The 16,207-nt window shown below is 58.6% G+C and carries 16 protein-coding genes and 1 pseudogene; 10 read left to right on the top strand and 7 right to left on the bottom strand.

The window, feature by feature from the left end; all coding sequences use genetic code 11:
• Nucleotides 1–77 precede the first annotated feature (77 nt).
• Both ACIPL2_RS17770 and ACIPL2_RS17765 read right to left on the bottom strand, forming a co-directional pair.
• On the bottom strand, nucleotides 78–1,010 hold the full coding sequence (locus tag ACIPL2_RS17770) for a DMT family transporter (RefSeq protein ID WP_401358254.1): 933 nt from the start codon (nucleotides 1,008–1,010) through the stop codon (nucleotides 78–80).
• 192 nt (nucleotides 1,011–1,202) lie between these two features.
• Entirely contained in the window at nucleotides 1,203–2,039 is an 837-nt protein-coding gene (locus tag ACIPL2_RS17765) for a S1 RNA-binding domain-containing protein (protein WP_401358252.1), read from the bottom strand.
• A gap of 351 nt (nucleotides 2,040–2,390) precedes the next feature.
• Here ACIPL2_RS17765 and ACIPL2_RS17760 point away from each other — a divergent pair, with 351 nt between their 5' ends.
• From ACIPL2_RS17760 to ACIPL2_RS17750, 3 genes are all read left to right on the top strand, one after another.
• Complete coding sequence (locus ACIPL2_RS17760) at nucleotides 2,391–2,579, top strand: hypothetical protein (RefSeq protein ID WP_017337097.1); 189 nt, start codon at nucleotides 2,391–2,393, stop codon at nucleotides 2,577–2,579.
• Nucleotides 2,580–2,798: 219 nt separating this feature from the next.
• Complete coding sequence (locus tag ACIPL2_RS17755) at nucleotides 2,799–3,515, top strand: TorF family putative porin (RefSeq protein ID WP_401358251.1); 717 nt, start codon at nucleotides 2,799–2,801, stop codon at nucleotides 3,513–3,515.
• Between the two features lie 65 nt (nucleotides 3,516–3,580).
• A complete protein-coding gene (locus ACIPL2_RS17750) occupies nucleotides 3,581–4,450 on the top strand; it encodes a DUF6279 family lipoprotein (RefSeq protein ID WP_401358249.1) in 870 nt (289 codons plus the stop codon).
• Nucleotides 4,451–4,574: 124 nt separating this feature from the next.
• Here the strand turns inward: ACIPL2_RS17750 and ACIPL2_RS17745 are convergent, their stop codons facing one another.
• On the bottom strand, nucleotides 4,575–4,964 hold the full coding sequence (locus ACIPL2_RS17745; protein WP_401358248.1) for a transcriptional regulator: 390 nt from the start codon (nucleotides 4,962–4,964) through the stop codon (nucleotides 4,575–4,577).
• Between the two features lie 177 nt (nucleotides 4,965–5,141).
• On the opposite strand from ACIPL2_RS17745, the gene ACIPL2_RS17740 reads away from it, so the two are divergent.
• A complete protein-coding gene (locus ACIPL2_RS17740) occupies nucleotides 5,142–5,873 on the top strand; it encodes a DUF899 domain-containing protein (protein WP_401358247.1) in 732 nt (243 codons plus the stop codon).
• Nucleotides 5,874–6,082: 209 nt separating this feature from the next.
• Entirely contained in the window at nucleotides 6,083–6,358 is a 276-nt protein-coding gene (locus tag ACIPL2_RS17735; RefSeq protein WP_401358246.1) for a hypothetical protein, read from the top strand.
• Nucleotides 6,359–6,519: 161 nt separating this feature from the next.
• Here the strand turns inward: ACIPL2_RS17735 and ACIPL2_RS17730 are convergent, their stop codons facing one another.
• Nucleotides 6,520–7,866 (bottom strand): DEAD/DEAH box helicase, encoded by a 1,347-nt coding sequence (locus tag ACIPL2_RS17730; RefSeq protein ID WP_059404027.1) that lies wholly within the window; start codon nucleotides 7,864–7,866, stop codon nucleotides 6,520–6,522.
• 193 nt (nucleotides 7,867–8,059) lie between these two features.
• Between ACIPL2_RS17730 and ACIPL2_RS17725 the strand changes: the two genes are divergently transcribed.
• Nucleotides 8,060–9,358 carry a mechanosensitive ion channel family protein gene (locus tag ACIPL2_RS17725; protein ID WP_401358244.1) on the top strand — a complete coding sequence of 433 codons (1,299 nt, stop codon included), beginning with the start codon at nucleotides 8,060–8,062 and terminating at the stop codon, nucleotides 9,356–9,358.
• A 108-nt stretch (nucleotides 9,359–9,466) separates the two neighbouring features.
• Here the strand turns inward: ACIPL2_RS17725 and ACIPL2_RS17720 are convergent, their stop codons facing one another.
• The 3 genes from ACIPL2_RS17720 to ACIPL2_RS17710 form a co-directional block, all read right to left on the bottom strand.
• Nucleotides 9,467–10,333 carry a carboxylate/amino acid/amine transporter gene (locus ACIPL2_RS17720; protein ID WP_401358243.1) on the bottom strand — a complete coding sequence of 289 codons (867 nt, stop codon included), beginning with the start codon at nucleotides 10,331–10,333 and terminating at the stop codon, nucleotides 9,467–9,469.
• A gap of 336 nt (nucleotides 10,334–10,669) precedes the next feature.
• The gene (locus ACIPL2_RS17715; protein ID WP_401358242.1) at nucleotides 10,670–11,269 is read right to left on the bottom strand and encodes an FMN-dependent NADH-azoreductase; all 600 of its coding nucleotides are present in this window, start codon (nucleotides 11,267–11,269) and stop codon (nucleotides 10,670–10,672) included.
• Nucleotides 11,270–11,419: 150 nt separating this feature from the next.
• Entirely contained in the window at nucleotides 11,420–11,737 is a 318-nt protein-coding gene (locus ACIPL2_RS17710; protein WP_401358241.1) for a 3-phosphoglycerate kinase, read from the bottom strand.
• Nucleotides 11,738–11,786: 49 nt separating this feature from the next.
• Here ACIPL2_RS17710 and ACIPL2_RS17705 point away from each other — a divergent pair, with 49 nt between their 5' ends.
• From ACIPL2_RS17705 to ACIPL2_RS17690, 4 genes and pseudogenes are all read left to right on the top strand, one after another.
• Entirely contained in the window at nucleotides 11,787–12,710 is a 924-nt protein-coding gene (locus ACIPL2_RS17705) for a LysR family transcriptional regulator (protein ID WP_401358240.1), read from the top strand.
• A gap of 14 nt (nucleotides 12,711–12,724) precedes the next feature.
• Nucleotides 12,725–13,530, top strand: a pseudogene (locus ACIPL2_RS17700) (alpha/beta fold hydrolase).
• A 3-nt stretch (nucleotides 13,531–13,533) separates the two neighbouring features.
• Nucleotides 13,534–14,091, top strand: coding sequence for a peptidylprolyl isomerase (locus tag ACIPL2_RS17695; RefSeq protein WP_401358238.1), 558 nt, complete (start codon nucleotides 13,534–13,536; stop codon nucleotides 14,089–14,091).
• A 92-nt stretch (nucleotides 14,092–14,183) separates the two neighbouring features.
• The gene (locus tag ACIPL2_RS17690) at nucleotides 14,184–16,016 is read left to right on the top strand and encodes an ABC transporter ATP-binding protein (protein WP_401358237.1); all 1,833 of its coding nucleotides are present in this window, start codon (nucleotides 14,184–14,186) and stop codon (nucleotides 16,014–16,016) included.
• Nucleotides 16,017–16,207: the final 191 nt, after the last annotated feature.

The raw sequence follows: 16,207 nt of genomic DNA, 5'->3' as shown, positions 1-16,207 counted from the left end.
CGCATTGCTCGGCAAAAGTCGCAATGATCTGTTACTGAATTGATCAAAATACCTGACCGTTAGTTCAAGCCGCCCTATCAGGCCTGGCCAAGCGCTTTGCGCAAACGGCGGCGCACCCACTGCTCAGCGCTGACAAAGGTGATGCCGAGCAACACCAATACCGCCCCGATCACAAAATTTGTGCTCAGCTTTTCGCCCAGCAGCACCACGCCAAACGTGACGCCGAACAGCGGCGTCATGAACGAGAACACCGCCAGGTTCGCCGCCAGATAGCGGCGCAGCAGCCAGAACCACGTCAGGTAACTGAAGAACGACACCACCAAGCCCTGAAACAGCACACTGGCCACCGCGACGGTGGTCAGGCTGACATGGCTGACCTGACCACTGACGATCGCGATCAACAGCAGGCCGACGAAGCCGATGATCAATTGATAGAACAAAGTCAGGGTCACCGGCGCTTCCGACAGGCGCGAAGCGCGCACCACCACCGTGGTCGCGCCCCAGGATGCGCCGGCCAGCACGCCCAGCGCATCGCCCATCAACATGCGGTGATCGAGGTTGTCCCACGACACGCCCCCGGCAAACGCGATGGCGATCCCAACGAAAGCGAGGAAAATGCCCAGCCACTGGACGGGCCGTAAACGTTCGCTGGGCAACAGCCAATGAACGCCCAATGCGGTAAAGATTGGTGCGGTGTAGAGGAACACCGACATGTGCGCCGCCGTGGTCAGTTGCAGGCCTTCGGAAATAAAGAAGAACTCCAGGCCGAACAGTGCACCGGCCAGCAAACCGCCGCGCCACGTACTTGAGACTTGATCCCTACCACCCTTCCAGCAGATCAGCAATCCTACAAGCAACGCGGAAATGCCTGACCGCCCGGCAGCCTGCATGACCGGGGCGATGTCTGGCGCCGCCCACTTGATCATCACCTGCTGTACACCCCAGATCAGGCACAACCCGATCATCACTTGCAAGGCAAACCCATCGGCGCTACGCCGGGCGGCGCTCACCGGACAACCTCGACAACACAATCCATGGCAGTGACTCGACAGTAAAAAGCAAAGCCCCGGCCTGTTTGTTGAACAAACGGCGCCGGGGCGAAAAAATCATGCTGTCGATTATTAACCACTTGGCCAGAAAAAAGAGCCCGAGGGAGACCTTTAAATCGCCATCAGCGTCATCCGGCCGTGGCCGGTGAGCGGTCAGCTCAGCTCAATGCGGTCGGCATGAATGACGATCTGGCCGTTCTTGTACAGCGCACCGATCGCCTTCTTGAAGTTGCCCTTGCTGACACCGAACATACTGCTGATCAGCGTCGGGTCGCTCTTGTCGCTGACCGGCAGCGTGCCGTTGTTGTCGCGCAACTTGGCGAGGATCTTTGAGTTGAGGCTGGTGGCGGCTTCTTCACCGACCGGTTGCAGGCTCAGGCTGATCTTGCCGTCGGCACGGACTTCTTTGATAAAGCCCTTCTCTTCTTTACCAGCGCGCATGAACTTGAAGATTTCGTTCTTGTGGATCAAGCCCCAGTGCTTGTTGTTGATGATCGCCTTGAAGCCCATGTCGGTAGCTTCGGCCACCAGCAAATCAACTTCCTGGCCAGGGGTGTAGTTGGCCGGGGTCTTGTCCAGGTAACGGTCCAGGCGCGCTGTCGCGGTAATGCGGCGGGTGTGCTTGTCGAGGTAGACGTGCACCACCACGTACTCGCCAGCGGTCATCTGGCGTTTTTCTTCGGAGTACGGCAGCAACAGATCCTTCGGCAGACCCCAATCCAGGAACACGCCGATGCTGTTGACTTCAACGACTTTCAAACTGGCGAATTCACCGACCTGAACTTTCGGCTTTTCGGTAGTTGCGATGAGTTTGTCATCGCTGTCCAGATAAACAAAAACGTTGAGCCAATCTTCATCTTCGCTGGGAATATCTTTGGGAATATAACGATTAGGCAGGAGGATTTCGCCGTCCGCGCCACCGTCCAGATATAAACCGAAGTTAGTGTGTTTAACCACTTGCAAACTGTTGTAGCGCCCGACTAAAGCCATTTCCAATACCCTCATTGCGTGGGCGGCATTCTACCCGGTTTTGCCGGCGGTGTTTGGTGGCCAGCCCGGTGGCGCGGGAAAATCCGCTGAAGGCCTTAATTTTCCTGGATTTTCTCCTTGGGCTCGCGGCCACTCGTCAGACCGATCCGGCTCCCCTGGCACGACCTCGGCGAGCTGCTTATGCTTTTTCCTGGCAGGTGTTCTTATTTAAAACAGCAGCTTAGCCAGATAACTCGAACAATTAGAGGTGATTAATCAAGTGCGGCGCACGCTATTTCAGGGAGATATTTGCCAAGCAATTGTCAAGTATTTCCTGTACGATGCCTGGCCAAGTTAATTTTCTACAGGTTAATGGCCGCCATGCGTGTAAAAGCATCCAACAGCAAAGCAAAGCCAGCTCCAGCCGTTGAAACCAGCGAATCGATCAACAACCAGATTGCTGCGTTCCTCAAGTCCGGTGGCGAGATCCAGCAAATTGCCAAAGGCGTCAGCGGCCAGACATTCGGCCCGTCCAAGCAGATCACGCTAGGCAAGAAGTAACGCTTTACCAGATCCCCCGCGTTACCTGGTCCATAAGCGCTTTGAGCTTCGAAGCGCTTGGGCTGGAACCCTCCCGTAATACCCCGCCAAACACATCAATATTTCAAAAATCGACGAACGGCCCTCGATGCCGAGCATTCGCCGGTATGCTTGCACACGTCTAGATCAAGCGTTTTGGCAGGTTTCGCAACCTGCGCCTCGCTGTCAATGGAGTGACGCATGCTCAAATCCTCTCTTGTATTGCTCGTTGCCCTGCTGTCGTGTTCGATCGCCAACGCGCAAATCTTCCAGCGTGAACTGGGCGACTTCGATCTCAAACTCGGCACCACGCCCAGCCGCAGCATGGCCCAAGGGCTGGTCAAACCCTCCAGCACCGGCTCGTTCCACGGTGGCCTCGACCTGAGCCATGAAAGCGGCTTCTACGTGGGCCAGTGGGCACCGAGCATGGGGCTGACGCCAGGGGCCAACCTTGAAGTCGACTCCTACATGGGCTTTAAACAGCCTTTCGACAATACCCTCGGCTACGAAGTCGGCATGATCCGTTACAGCTACCCGAAGGTGGAGACCCTCGACAGCCAGGAGCTTTTCGGTGGCCTGACCTTTCTGGGCAGCCGTTTCGGCGCCGCGTTCAGTAACGACCCCGACAAACAGAACAGCACCGTGTTCGCCGACCTCGGTGGCAATCAGCCGTTCGGCATCGGGATCAGCATGAAATACACCACACATCAGCTCAATACGCCGGTGTCCGTCGATGGCGGCTATGTCGGCAGTTTCACCGATTGGTCGGTGCAATTTTCCCGTCCGTTCATGGGCGTCGACCTGGACCTGATCTACAGTGGTTCCAGCCTCAGCGGCAGCGACTGTTCCGCCTATTCCGGGCACAACAGCCAGTGCGACGGGCTGGTAACCCTCAAGGCCGAACGCGCCTTTTATTGATCGGCTGAACTGCCGGGATCATTGTGCGTTCACATGAGAACCTACGCTTTCGCAAGGACTCGCCCATGTCGCGCTGGTTGAAATGTCTCGCCGTCATCCTCTCCCTCAGTCTTGCGCTCGGCGCGTGCAGCCGCGTGGGCCTGGCTTATCGCAACCTCGACGTGATCATCCCGTGGACGCTCAGCGATTACCTGGACATGAACGGCGAGCAGAAAGGCTGGTTCAATGAGCGTCTCAAGGAGCACCTGAGCTGGCACTGCACCACGCAACTGCCGGGCTACCTCGACTGGCTGGACCGCTTGCAGGTGATGGTGGAAACCAATCAGGTCACCGACGCGGCCCTGCAAACCCGCACTCAGGAAGCCAAAGCCGCCATCGCCCAGACTGCGCGGGAAATCACCCCATCGGCGATCGAGTTGCTGCAGGGCCTGGATGACAAGCAAGTGGCGGAGATGAATGACGCCTTCGCCAAGGACCAGCGCAAACGCCAGGAGGACTACGTCAAACCGTCGCTTGATCAGCAGATCAAGCAGCGCGGTGAGCGTATGGAAAAGCGCCTGGCCGACTGGCTGGGCCCGCTCAGCGCCACCCAGCGACTCCGAATTGCGGCGTGGTCGAGCGCCTTGGGCGACCAGAATACCCAATGGATTGCCAACCGCGCCCATTGGCAAAAGCAGTTCAGTGCAGCGGTTGCCCAGCGCCATAGTCCAGAGTTCCCACAGCGAATCGAGACGCTTCTGGTCAATCGCGAGAGTTTGTGGACGTCCGCTTACCGACAGGCCTACGCCAATACCGAAGCCCAGGCGCGGGGATTGTTTGTGGATTTGATGGCCGAGAGCACACCGGAACAACGTCAGCGGCTGCTGAAAAAAATCGAAGGCGTGCGCAAGGATTTCAACGATTTGAAGTGTTTGAAAGCGGCCAAGCAAGTTTAATCAGGCAACAACAATCCAATGTGGGAGCGGGCTTGCTCGCGAAAGCGGTTCAACATTCAACATTTATGTCGACTGTTACGCCGCTTTCGCGAGCAAGCCCGCTCCCACATTGAACATGTGCGTTTCAGGCAATCTGCGCCTTCGACGCCACCTGATCAAACGTCACTTCATCCAGCGCATCCTCCTGCTCATCCAGTACCTGCCGCGGATGGTCATTACCCGGAATGCTGCTGTCGATCAGGCTCAATAAGCTCGAGCCCCGTGGCGTCAAAATGTAGTTCGAACCGGTGCCACCCTGTTCCTCGGGCCGTGGTTCGATATAACCGCGCTCCAGCAGTAATTTTTCGTACTCGCCGGCCACCGCTTTCAGGTGATCCAGGTTTTCAGTCTCCTCGCCTTCCGACGCTTTCTCCGCCGCGTACTGCTCGGCGTAGGGCCGTGGGGTGAAGCTGCTTGCACCGTTCTGCACCTCGTGCAGCAACCGCTCAATCAAATCCCAGTTATAAGTCGTCATCCTGATTCAACCTCCGGTACCCGTGAGAGAGATGGCCTTCATAGGTTGTGACCGACGCCGTGGGCAGCCGTTCAGCTTGGGTTTTGAACAGCACCGACCGGCGGTATGTCGAATTGGGCACATGTCAAACGACTAGGCTGTGTAAGCCACCTCCCCGCACTTTGCAGGAGAATCCCGATGAACATTCAGAATCATCCCGTCGTGTCCCGAGAAGAATGGCTCGCCGCCCGCAAGCAACACCTGGCCCACGAAAAGGCCTTCACCCGGGAACGCGACAAACTCAGCGCCGAACGCCGCGCCTTGCCTTGGGTGAAGATCGATAAGGACTACCGCTTCCAGGGCCCTAACGGTGAACTGAAACTGGCCGATCTGTTCGGCGGTCGCAGCCAATTGGTGATCTACCACTTCATGTTTGCCGATGGCTGGGACGAAGGTTGCCCCGGTTGCTCGTTCCTCTCCGACCACATCGACGGCGCCAACCAGCACCTGGCGCATCATGACGTCGCGGTCGTGGCGGTTTCCCACGCACCGTTTGCCGAATTCCAGGCGTTCAAGCGGCGCATGGGCTGGAAATTCGACTGGGTGTCGTCGGCAGGCTGCGACTTCAACTATGACTTCGGCGTTTCGGCACGCGCAGAAGACGTGGCGGCCGGTACGGCGACCTACAACTATGAAAAAACCGACGGCTCGGAGGAGGAACTGCCTGGCCTCAGCGTGTTTTATCGCAATGAAGCCGGTGAGATTTTCCACACCTATTCCACGTATGCCCGAGGCCTGGACATGTTGGTCGGTGCCTACAACTACCTCGATCTCACGCCCAAGGGCCGTAATGAAGTGGAAATCATGGAATGGGTGCAGCATCACGACCGATATGATGACAAAGCCCCGGCCAGCTGCTGCCATGGTTGATAGGCCGTAGGGACCGGGTCGCGACCTTCGCGAGCAAGCCCGCTCCCACATTTGACCGCATGCTATCCAGCAACTCGGTCAAATGTGGGAGCGGGCTTGCTCGCGAAGGCTGACTAACATCCAACACCGCTTACCCCGTCACTGAACTTTTCCCCTGTCCCAACCCTCAACCGGATAACCCGCCTTAACCGGAACTGAGGCCCACCCTTATGAAAACCCTGCTGAAACTCACCCTCGCCACCACCCTCGCCTGCGCCCTGCCCGTTTGGGCCTGTACGCCCGAGGAAGCCACCGCCAAGCGCGAACAACTGGCCAAGGAAGTGACCAAGCTCACCGAGCAGAATCCGGCGAAGGCCAAGGAGATCAACGCTGAGTTACAGAAGATGGATCTGGGGACGGCCAGTAAGGATTTGCCGGACAAGTGCCAGTTGATTGATCAGCGGTTGAAGGAATTGGGGGTGGCCGAGAAGAAGGCTGAGGGTTAAACACGCAAAGTCAAAAGATCGCAGCCTCGTTGCACTCGACAGCTCCTACAAGGGGATACGCATTCCAACTGTAGGAGCTGTCGAGTAAAACGAGGCTGCGATCTTTTGCCATAAAAAAACCGGACATCAGTCCGGTTTTTTTATGGGATCGCTACAGCGCCTTACTCAGCAGCCGGCGCTTCCGGCTTGCGGCGCTTGAGCGGGGCCATGCCGTCCTTGCTGACCAGCGACAGGGCGTCGGTCTTCGGGCGGTTGGCGATCTTGCGCTTGGTCGGGGCCTTGGCGCCGGTTTTCTTCTTGTCGCCCTTGGCGTCGACCTTTTTCTTCTTCACGCCAACGGCTTTGCCCGAGGCCTTGACCTTTTTCGGTCCGCCGTAAGTGCCTTTGACTTCCTTGATGGTGCGGCGCTCGAAGCTCTGCTTGAGGTAGCGCTCGACGCTCGACATCAGGTTCCAGTCGCCGTGGCAGATCAGCGAGATGGCCAGGCCGTCGTTACCGGCGCGGCCAGTACGACCGATGCGGTGAACGTATTCGTCGCCGCTGCGCGGCATGTCGAAGTTGATCACCAGGTCCAGGCCATCCACGTCCAGGCCGCGAGCCGCGACATCGGTGGCGACCAGGATCTTCACGCCGCCCTGCTTCAGGCGGTCGATGGCCAGTTTGCGGTCTTTCTGGTCCTTGTCACCGTGCAGCACGAACGCTTTGTATTCCTGCGCCACCAGACGGCCGTAGATACGGTCCGCCATGGCCCGGGTGTTGGTGAACACGATGGCCTTCTGATAGGTCTCGTTGGCCAGCAGCCAGTTGACGATCTGTTCTTTGTGCTGGTTGTGGTCAGCGGTGATGATCTGCTGACGGGTGGTCGCGTTCAGGTCGCTGACGTTGTTGAGCTGCAAGTGCTCAGGGTCGTTCAGCACCTTGGCGACCATCTCGCGCAGGCCCGAACCACCGGTGGTGGCGGAGAACAGCATGGTCTGCTGACGGTTGGTGCACTCTGCCACCAGACGCTGCACGTCTTCGGCAAAACCCATGTCGAGCATGCGGTCGGCTTCGTCGAGGACCAGCACTTCGACTTCTTTCAGGTCGAGGTTGCCGGCGTTCAGTTGCTCGATCATCCGGCCCGGCGTACCGATCAGGATGTCCGGCACCTTGCGCAGCATGGCGGCCTGGACCTTGAAGTCTTCACCGCCGGTGATCAGGCCGGACTTGATGAACGTGTACTGAGCGAAGCGCTCGACTTCCTTGATGGTCTGCTGGGCCAGCTCGCGGGTCGGCAGCAGGATCAGGGTCTTGATGCTGACGCGGACTTTCGCAGGGCCGATCAAGCGGTTGAGGATCGGCAAAACGAAGGCTGCGGTTTTGCCGCTACCGGTTTGCGCTGTCACCCGCAGGTCACGCCCTTGGAGCGCCAGCGGAATAGCCGCTGCTTGCACAGGCGTTGGCTCGACAAATTTAAGCTCGGCCACGGCTTTGAGCAGGCGTTCGTGCAGGGCGAATTGGGAAAACACGGGTGCTACCTCGAAGAAATACAAAAAAACAGCTGCATAGGGTAACGGTTTCGAGCGCCAAGGCCGAGTTTCTTTATACAAACGGCGTGAAACAGTGGCTTTTTTGTTGCCTGATTTGTCCCCGAACGTAATACGAAGCGTCTTAAATGCTCTAATCGCCCCGTCGCGTCCTACAGAAGAACCGTTTTTGCCCATGGATATCAAACAGCTCTGGCTCAACGTCCAAGACCTTTGGGGTGCCCTCGATCAGCACCCGCTCCTGCATTCCACCCTCGCGCTGATGGTGTTGCTGGTGATTGCGCTGGTCCTCGGACGAGTGGCGCGCTACCTGATCCTGCACGCCACCAAACTGCTCGGCCGCCAGCCGGCCCTGCACTGGATCAACGACTTTCGGCAGAACAAGGTCTTTCATCGGCTGGCGCAGATGACGCCGTCGCTGGTGATCCAGTTCGGCCTGCACCTGGTGCCGGAACTGAGCAAAAACAGCCTGATCTTTCTCGGCAATGTGGCGCTGGCGTTCACCATTCTGTTTCTGGTGCTGGCTATCAGCGCCTTGCTCAGCGCCCTGCTGGACATCTACGCGCGCACCGAACACGCCCGCACCCGCTCGATCAAAGGCTACGTGCAACTGGCAAAAATGGTCCTGTACGTGTTTGGCGCGATCATCATCGTCGCCACGCTGATCGACCGCTCGCCGCTGTTGCTGTTGTCGGGTCTGGGCGCGATGTCGGCGGTGATTTTGTTGGTCTACAAGGACACGCTGCTGTCGTTCGTCGCCAGCGTGCAGCTGACCAGCAACGACATGCTGAGGGTCGGTGACTGGATCGAGATGCCGCAGGTGGGCGCTGACGGTGATGTGGTCGACATCACGTTGCACACGGTCAAGGTGCAGAATTTTGATAAGACCATTGTGTCGATACCGACCTGGCGCCTGATGTCCGAATCGTTCAAGAACTGGCGCGGCATGCAGCAGTCTGGAGGGCGCCGGATCAAGCGCAGCCTGTTCATCGACGCCAGCGGCGTGCGTTTCGTGCGCGATGACGAAGAATCGAAACTGGCCCAGGTGCACCTGTTGACCGACTACATCAGCCGCAAACAGGCCGAGCTCAAGGCCTGGAACGAAGCCCAGGGCAACGTCGCGGCGATGTCGGCCAACCGTCGACGGATGACCAATATCGGGACGTTTCGCGCCTATGCCCTGGCGTATTTGAAGAGTCACCCGGAGATCCAGCCAAACATGACCTGCATGGTCCGTCAGATGCAGACCACCGCCCAGGGCATTCCGCTGGAAATCTACTGCTTCACCGGCACCACCGTGTGGGCCGATTACGAGCGGATTCAGGGGGATATTTTCGATTACCTGCTGGCGGTGCTGCCGGAGTTTGGCTTGAGCCTTTATCAGCAGCCCAGCGGCGGGGATTTGCGCGCCGGGTTGTTGCCGGCGGTACTGGGCGCGAGCCACATTCCCGAGCCCGAAAAACACATCATGTAGCACCACAAAATCCAATGTGGGAGCTAGCCTGCTAGCGATTGCGGTGTATCAGTCACCTCTATATCGACTGACACTCCGCTATCGCCAGCAGGCTGGCTCCCACAGGGGTTATGCGGTGGCTGGGGATTTACGGATGCCCAGCCGGCTGATCCACACCGCCATCAATATCACCGAACCACCGAGCAACAACCGCCCCAGTTCCTCATGCTGATTCCAGATCAGCAGATTGATCAACAATCCCACCGGCACGTGCAGGTTGTTCATCACCGCCAGCGTCCCGCCATTCACCAGGCACGCGCCCTTGTTCCACCAGTACAAACCCAGCGCCGTCGAGACCAGGCCGAGGAACACCAGCACGCCCCATTGCAGCGGTGCTTCGGGCAGGAAGTTCTGTTTGCCGAACAGCAGAAACGCTGGCAACGCCACCGCCAAGGCGCCGAGGTAGAAGTAGCCGAAGCGCCGGTAATGCGGCAGGTCGCTCGGATGGCGGGCCACCAAGTGTTTATAGAGCACTTGCCCGGCGGCGTAGGTGAAGTTGGCCAGTTGCAGCAGCAGGAAGCCCATGAAGAAATCCGGGTTGATCCGGTCGTAGCGAATCACCGCCGCGCCCATCACCGCCACCAGTGCCGCAACCAGCGCCCAGGGATTGAAGCGCCGGTTCAGCGCATCTTCGATCAGGGTCACGTGCAACGGCGTGAGGATGGTGAACAGCAACACTTCCGGCACCGTCAGCACGCGAAAACTCAGGTACAGGCAAACGTACGTGACACCGAATTGCAATGCGCCGATCAGCAGCATGCCACGCATGAACGCCGGCTCGACCTGACGCCAGCGGGTCAGCGGTATAAACACCAACCCCGCCAGCAGCACCCGCACCAGCACCGCGAAGTAACTGTCGACATGACCGGCCAGGTATTCGCCGATCAGACTGAAGGAAAACGCCTGGATCAGCGTGACAAAAAGTAGATAGCCCATGCTCGCCTCGTTTCGAATGGCGGCGACGATAGCGGGTTTTGCCTGTGATCGCGAGAACACACCGCCCCCTGTAGGAGCCGAGCTTGCTCGCGAAGGCGATGTCACATGCAGCATTGATGTTGGCTGACACACCGCCTTCGCGAGCAAGCTCGGCTCCTACAGGTCCTTGTCCTGTCCAGTAAATCGCAGGCAAAAAAAAGCCCGATCTCGCTAAAGCGTTCAATCGGGCTACAGCACTCAGGAGCAACAAGTGCAAAGGGAGGTCGATGCGCGTACAGGCTTGAAGGGTTGCGCCAGGTCACTTGAACATCCAGCGATTATCTGGCGATTAACGCCTCAAGCGACTTGCGAAAGCTTGGCGTTGGCCTGGTTCAGGCCTTTCTCCTGGAAGTCACCGCCCAGGTTCATGCCTTCGGCGTGAATGAACGTCACGTCGTGGATTCCGATGAAACCCATGACCTGACGCAGGTAGGGTTCCTGGTGATCCGCCGTGCTGCCGGCGTAGATCCCGCCGCGAGCGGTCAGCACGTAGGCACGCTTGCCGCTGAGCAAACCCTGAGGGCCGGTGTCGGTGTACTTGAAGGTCACGCCGGCACGCAGTACGTGGTCGAGCCAGGCTTTCAAGGTGCTCGGGATGGCGAAGTTGTACATCGGCGCGGCCATGACCAGCACATCGGCGGCCAGCAGCTCGTCAGTCAATTGGTTGGAGCGCTCCAGGGAAACCTGTTCAATGTCGTTACGCTGTTCGGCGGGTTTCATCCAGCCGCCCAGCAGGTTGATATCCAGGTGCGGCACCGGGTTGACGGCCAGGTCACGAACGGTGATCTGGTCGGCCGGGTGAGCGGCTTTCCACTGGCTGATGAAGGTCTTGGTCAGTTGACGGGAAACCGAGTCTTGCTGACGGGCGCTGCTTTCGATGATCAGAACGCGTGACATGGGATGTAGGCTCCATCTGAGAATGTTGTAAGTCGATGGAGTGAAGGTTAAACAGAGTCATATCGATGAAAAAGCGCAAATAACTGCTATAACCCATCAATAAATTCGTTTATAAGCGGAGCGTATCCCGTTGGATGGCTCCACTTTCAGTCATATTGGGGTGCAGGTCAGTTTGATCCGCAGCTTGATAATGGAGCGGGTGAACTTGGCGGTGGCATTTTTGTGCTTGCCGGCCGCTACCTCGATATTGCGAGTGCGCGGTGCTTCCGGGCCATTGCTGAAGACTACTTTGCAGCTTGCATCGGTGTCGCCGTAGTTGTTGACCTGAATGGAGCCGATGTCGTTGTCCGTGTCATAGGTGTTGTAGTCGATCTTCATGCCGTTGAGATTCTTCTCCACATCGATCGGATAGGCAAACGCCGTCAGCGGCACTATCGCCAGCAGCACCAAACAACAGAATTTTTTCATTCAGCAGTCTCCAATAGGGACCGCCACTTTAGGACAAGAGGAGCTATACATGAAAGCGCCCCGCGTGACCCTTGATCAATGGCGAACGCTTCAGGCCGTGGTCGACCACGGTGGTTTCGCCCAGGCCGCCGAAGCGCTGCACCGCTCGCAATCATCAGTCAGCTACACCGTGGCGCGCATGCAGGACCAGCTCGGTGTGCCACTGCTGCGCATCGACGGCCGCAAAGCGGTGCTCACCGAAGCCGGCGGCGTGCTGCTGCGCCGCTCGCGGCAACTGGTGAAACAGGCCAGCCAGCTGGAAGACCTGGCCCATCACATGGAACAGGGCTGGGAAGCCGAGGTGCGGCTGGTGGTCGATGCCGCGTACCCGAGCGCCCGCCTCGTCCGCGCGTTGACCGCGTTCATGCCGCAAAGCCGTGGCTGCCGGGTGCGTCTGCGCGAAGAAGTGTTGTCGGGTGTGGAAGAAGTCTTGCTTGAAGGCGTGGCCGACCTGGCCATCAGCGGTTTCAGCATTCCCGGTTATCTGGGCGCGGAATTGAGCGACGTCGAGTTCGTGGCGGTCGCCCACCCCGAACATCCGCTACATCGCCTCAACCGCGAACTGAACTTCCAGGACCTGGAAAGCCAGCTGCAAGTAGTGATCCGCGACTCCGGCCGGCAACAGCCACGGGATGTCGGCTGGCTCGGCGCCGAACAGCGCTGGACGGTGGGCAGCCTGGCCACCGCCGCGACGTTTGTCAGCAGCGGCCTGGGTTTTGCCTGGTTGCCTCGGCACATGATCGAACGGGAAATCAAGGAAGGTACGCTCAAGCTGCTACCGTTGGATCAGGGTGGCAGTCGCAACCCGAGCTTCTACCTGTATTCGAACAAGGAAAAACCGCTCGGCCCGGCCACGCAGATTCTCATCGAACTGCTGCGCACCTTCGACACCGCGCCGCTGGATGCCCCTTTCGCCGCCCCTGAACAAGCCTGACACGGAGTGTATGCATGGCCTATTTCGAACACGAAGGTTGCAACCTGCACTATGAGGAATATGGCCACGGCACACCGTTGCTGCTCGTCCACGGGCTCGGTTCCAGCACCCTGGACTGGGAAAAGCAGATTCCGGCGCTGTCGGCCCACTACCGCGTGATCGTCCCGGACGTGCGTGGCCACGGTCGCTCGGACAAACCCCGCGAGCGTTACAGCATCGCCGGGTTCAGCGCCGACCTGATCGCCCTGATGGAGCATTTGAACCTCGGCCCGACGCATTATGTAGGGCTTTCGATGGGCGGCATGATCGGCTTTCAACTGGCGGTGGATCAGCCGCAACTGCTCAAAAGCCTGTGCATCGTCAACAGCGCGCCCGAGGTCAAACTGCGCAGCCGCGATGACTATTGGCAGTGGTTCAAGCGTTGGAGCCTGACGCGTGTGCTCAGTCTCGGCGCCATCGGCACGGCCCTTGGAGGCAAGTTGTTCCCCAAACCGGAACAGGCGGATTTGCGACAAAAAATGGCCGAGCGCTGGGCAAAAAACGACAAACATGCTTATCTCGCCAGCTTCGATGCAATCGTTGGGTGGGGGGTTCAGGAACGACTTTCGAAGGTCTCCTGTCCAACCCTCATCGTCAGCGCCGACCGTGACTACACACCGGTCTCGCTGAAAGAGACGTACGTAAAACTGCTGCCCGATGCGCGGCTGGTGGTGATCGCCGATTCGCGCCACGCCACCCCGCTGGATCAACCCGAACGCTTCAACCAAACCCTGCTCGAGTTTCTCACCGCAGTCGACACCACCACACTCAGGATCACTGACCCATGCTGAAAAAAATCGCCCTCGTCGCTGGCTCCGTTCTGTTCGCCGCCAACCTGATGGCCGCCACGCCCGCCAAGGCGCCGCACGTGCTGCTGGACACCACCAATGGTCAGATCGAAATCGAACTGGACCCGGTCAAGGCGCCGATCAGTACCAAGAACTTCCTTGAATACGTCGACAGCGGCTTCTACAACAACACGATTTTCCACCGTGTGATTCCGGGCTTCATGGTCCAGGGCGGCGGTTTCACTAAGGAAATGCAGCAAAAAGATACCAAAGCGCCAATCACGAACGAATCGAAAAACGGCCTGCATAACGTCCGTGGCACCTTGTCCATGGCCCGTACCTCAAACCCTAACTCGGCCACCAGCCAGTTCTTCATCAACGTCAAGGACAACGATTTCCTCGACCAGGGTGACGGTTATGCGGTGTTCGGCAAAGTCGTCAAAGGCATGGACGTGGTGGACATCATCGTCAACTCGCAAACCACCGTTCGTGGCGGCATGAAAGATGTGCCGGCCGATCCGGTGTTCATCAAGTCGGCCAAGCGCATCGACTGAGACTAAGCTGAACAGGGAGTTCTGAGCGGCGCCGGTTTTCCCGGCACCGCTCATTGTGCTTAAAGGAGAGCCCGCACGCGGGCGGAGAACTGATGCTTTATCGCCGTTTTGAGAAACTGATCGACATATTCCGCGATGCCCCGACGGCGGCTCCGCCGGATCGGGTTCTCCCCTTCTATACCTATTACTTGAAGCAGGTCTGGCCAAGTTTCGCCGTCCTGCTGATCGTCGGCCTGTTTGGCGCGCTGATCGAAGTGGCGCTGTTCAGCTACCTGAGCCGCATCATCGACCTGGCCCAGGGCACGCCGAACGTCAATTTCTTCAAGGAACACGGCATCGAACTGGCCTGGATGGCCGTGGTGGCGCTGATTTTGCGCCCGGTGTTCGTGGGCCTGCATGACCTGCTGGTGCACCAGACCCTGAGCCCCAGCATGACCAGCATGATCCGCTGGCAGAACCACAGTTACGTGCTCAAACAGAGCCTGAATTTCTTCCAGAACGACTTCGCCGGGCGCATCGCCCAACGCATCATGCAGACCGGCAACTCGTTGCGCGATTCCGCCGTGCAAGCGGTTGATGCGTTGTGGCACGTGCTGATCTACGCGATCAGTTCGCTGGTGCTGTTCGCCGAGGCCGACTGGCGCCTGATGATTCCGCTGCTGACCTGGATCGTTGCGTTCATCAGCGCCCTCTATTACTTCGTGCCACGGGTCAAGGAGCGCTCGGTGGTGTCTTCCGATGCGCGCTCAAAACTGATGGGGCGGATCGTCGACGGCTACACCAACATCACCACGCTGAAGCTGTTCGCCCACACCAATTTCGAGCAGCAATACGCGCGTGAAGCGATCAAGGAGCAAACCGAAAAAGCCCAACTGGCAGGCCGGGTGGTCACCAGCATGGACGTGGTGATTACCAGCATGAACGGCTTGCTGATCGTCGGCACCACCGGCCTGGCGTTGTGGCTGTGGACGCAGTCGCTGATCACCGTGGGCGCCATTGCCCTGGCCACGGGGCTGGTGATCCGTATCGTCAACATGTCCGGCTGGATCATGTGGGTGGTCACGGGTATTTTCGAAAACATCGGTATGGTTCAGGACGGTTTGCAGACCATTTCGCAACCGGTCAGCGTGACGGATCGCGAGCAGGCCAAACCGCTGGCGGTCAGCCGTGGCGAAGTGCGTTTCGAGCATGTGGATTTCCACTACGGCAAGAAGAGCGGGATCATTGGCGACCTCAACCTGACGATTAAGCCTGGCGAGAAAATCGGCTTGATCGGGCCGTCCGGTGCCGGCAAATCGACTTTGGTGAATTTGCTGTTGCGGCTGTATGACGTGCAGGGCGGGCGCATTCTTATCGACGGCCAGAACATTGCCGAAGTCGGTCAGGAAAGCTTGCGTGAACGCATTGGCATGATCACCCAGGACACTTCGCTGTTGCACCGTTCGATCCGCGACAATTTGTTGTACGGCAAACCTGATGCCACCGACCTCGAACTGTGGGAAGCGGTGCACAAGGCTCGGGCCGACGAATTTATTCCGTTGTTGTCGGACGCTGAAGGCCGGACCGGTTTTGATGCTCACGTGGGTGAACGTGGGGTGAAACTGTCCGGGGGCCAGCGGCAGCGGATTGCCATTGCTCGTGTACTGCTCAAGGACGCGCCGATTCTGATTATGGACGAGGCGACGTCGGCACTGGATTCGGAGGTTGAAGCGGCTATTCAGGAGAGCCTGGAAACGTTGATGCAGGGTAAGACGGTGATCGCCATCGCGCACCGTCTTTCGACCATTGCCCGGATGGATCGGTTGGTGGTGCTGGAGAAAGGCAGGATTGCCGAGACGGGCAGTCATGCTGAGTTGCTGGCGCATGGCGGGTTGTATGCGCGGTTGTGGCAGCATCAGACGGGAGGATTTGTCGGGATTGATTGAGGTTGGGTGTATATCCGTTATTCGGTAATGGCGGCTATTGGTTCCGCCCTTACGGCGGGTTACTTGGAAAAGCGCCAAGTAACCAAGCGCTTTTGCCCCTTTCGTTCGGTGCCTCGCTTAGGCTCGGCATGCCCTCGCTCCGGTCCTGCTCCGTGGGCCCGCCGCCATCGGCCATCCATGGCCGGGGGCGG

This window comes from Pseudomonas sp. NPDC086251, from assembly GCF_044746405.1.
Lineage (GTDB): Bacteria > Pseudomonadota > Gammaproteobacteria > Pseudomonadales > Pseudomonadaceae > Aquipseudomonas.
This window is presented reverse-complemented; position numbering and strand designations above follow the sequence as displayed.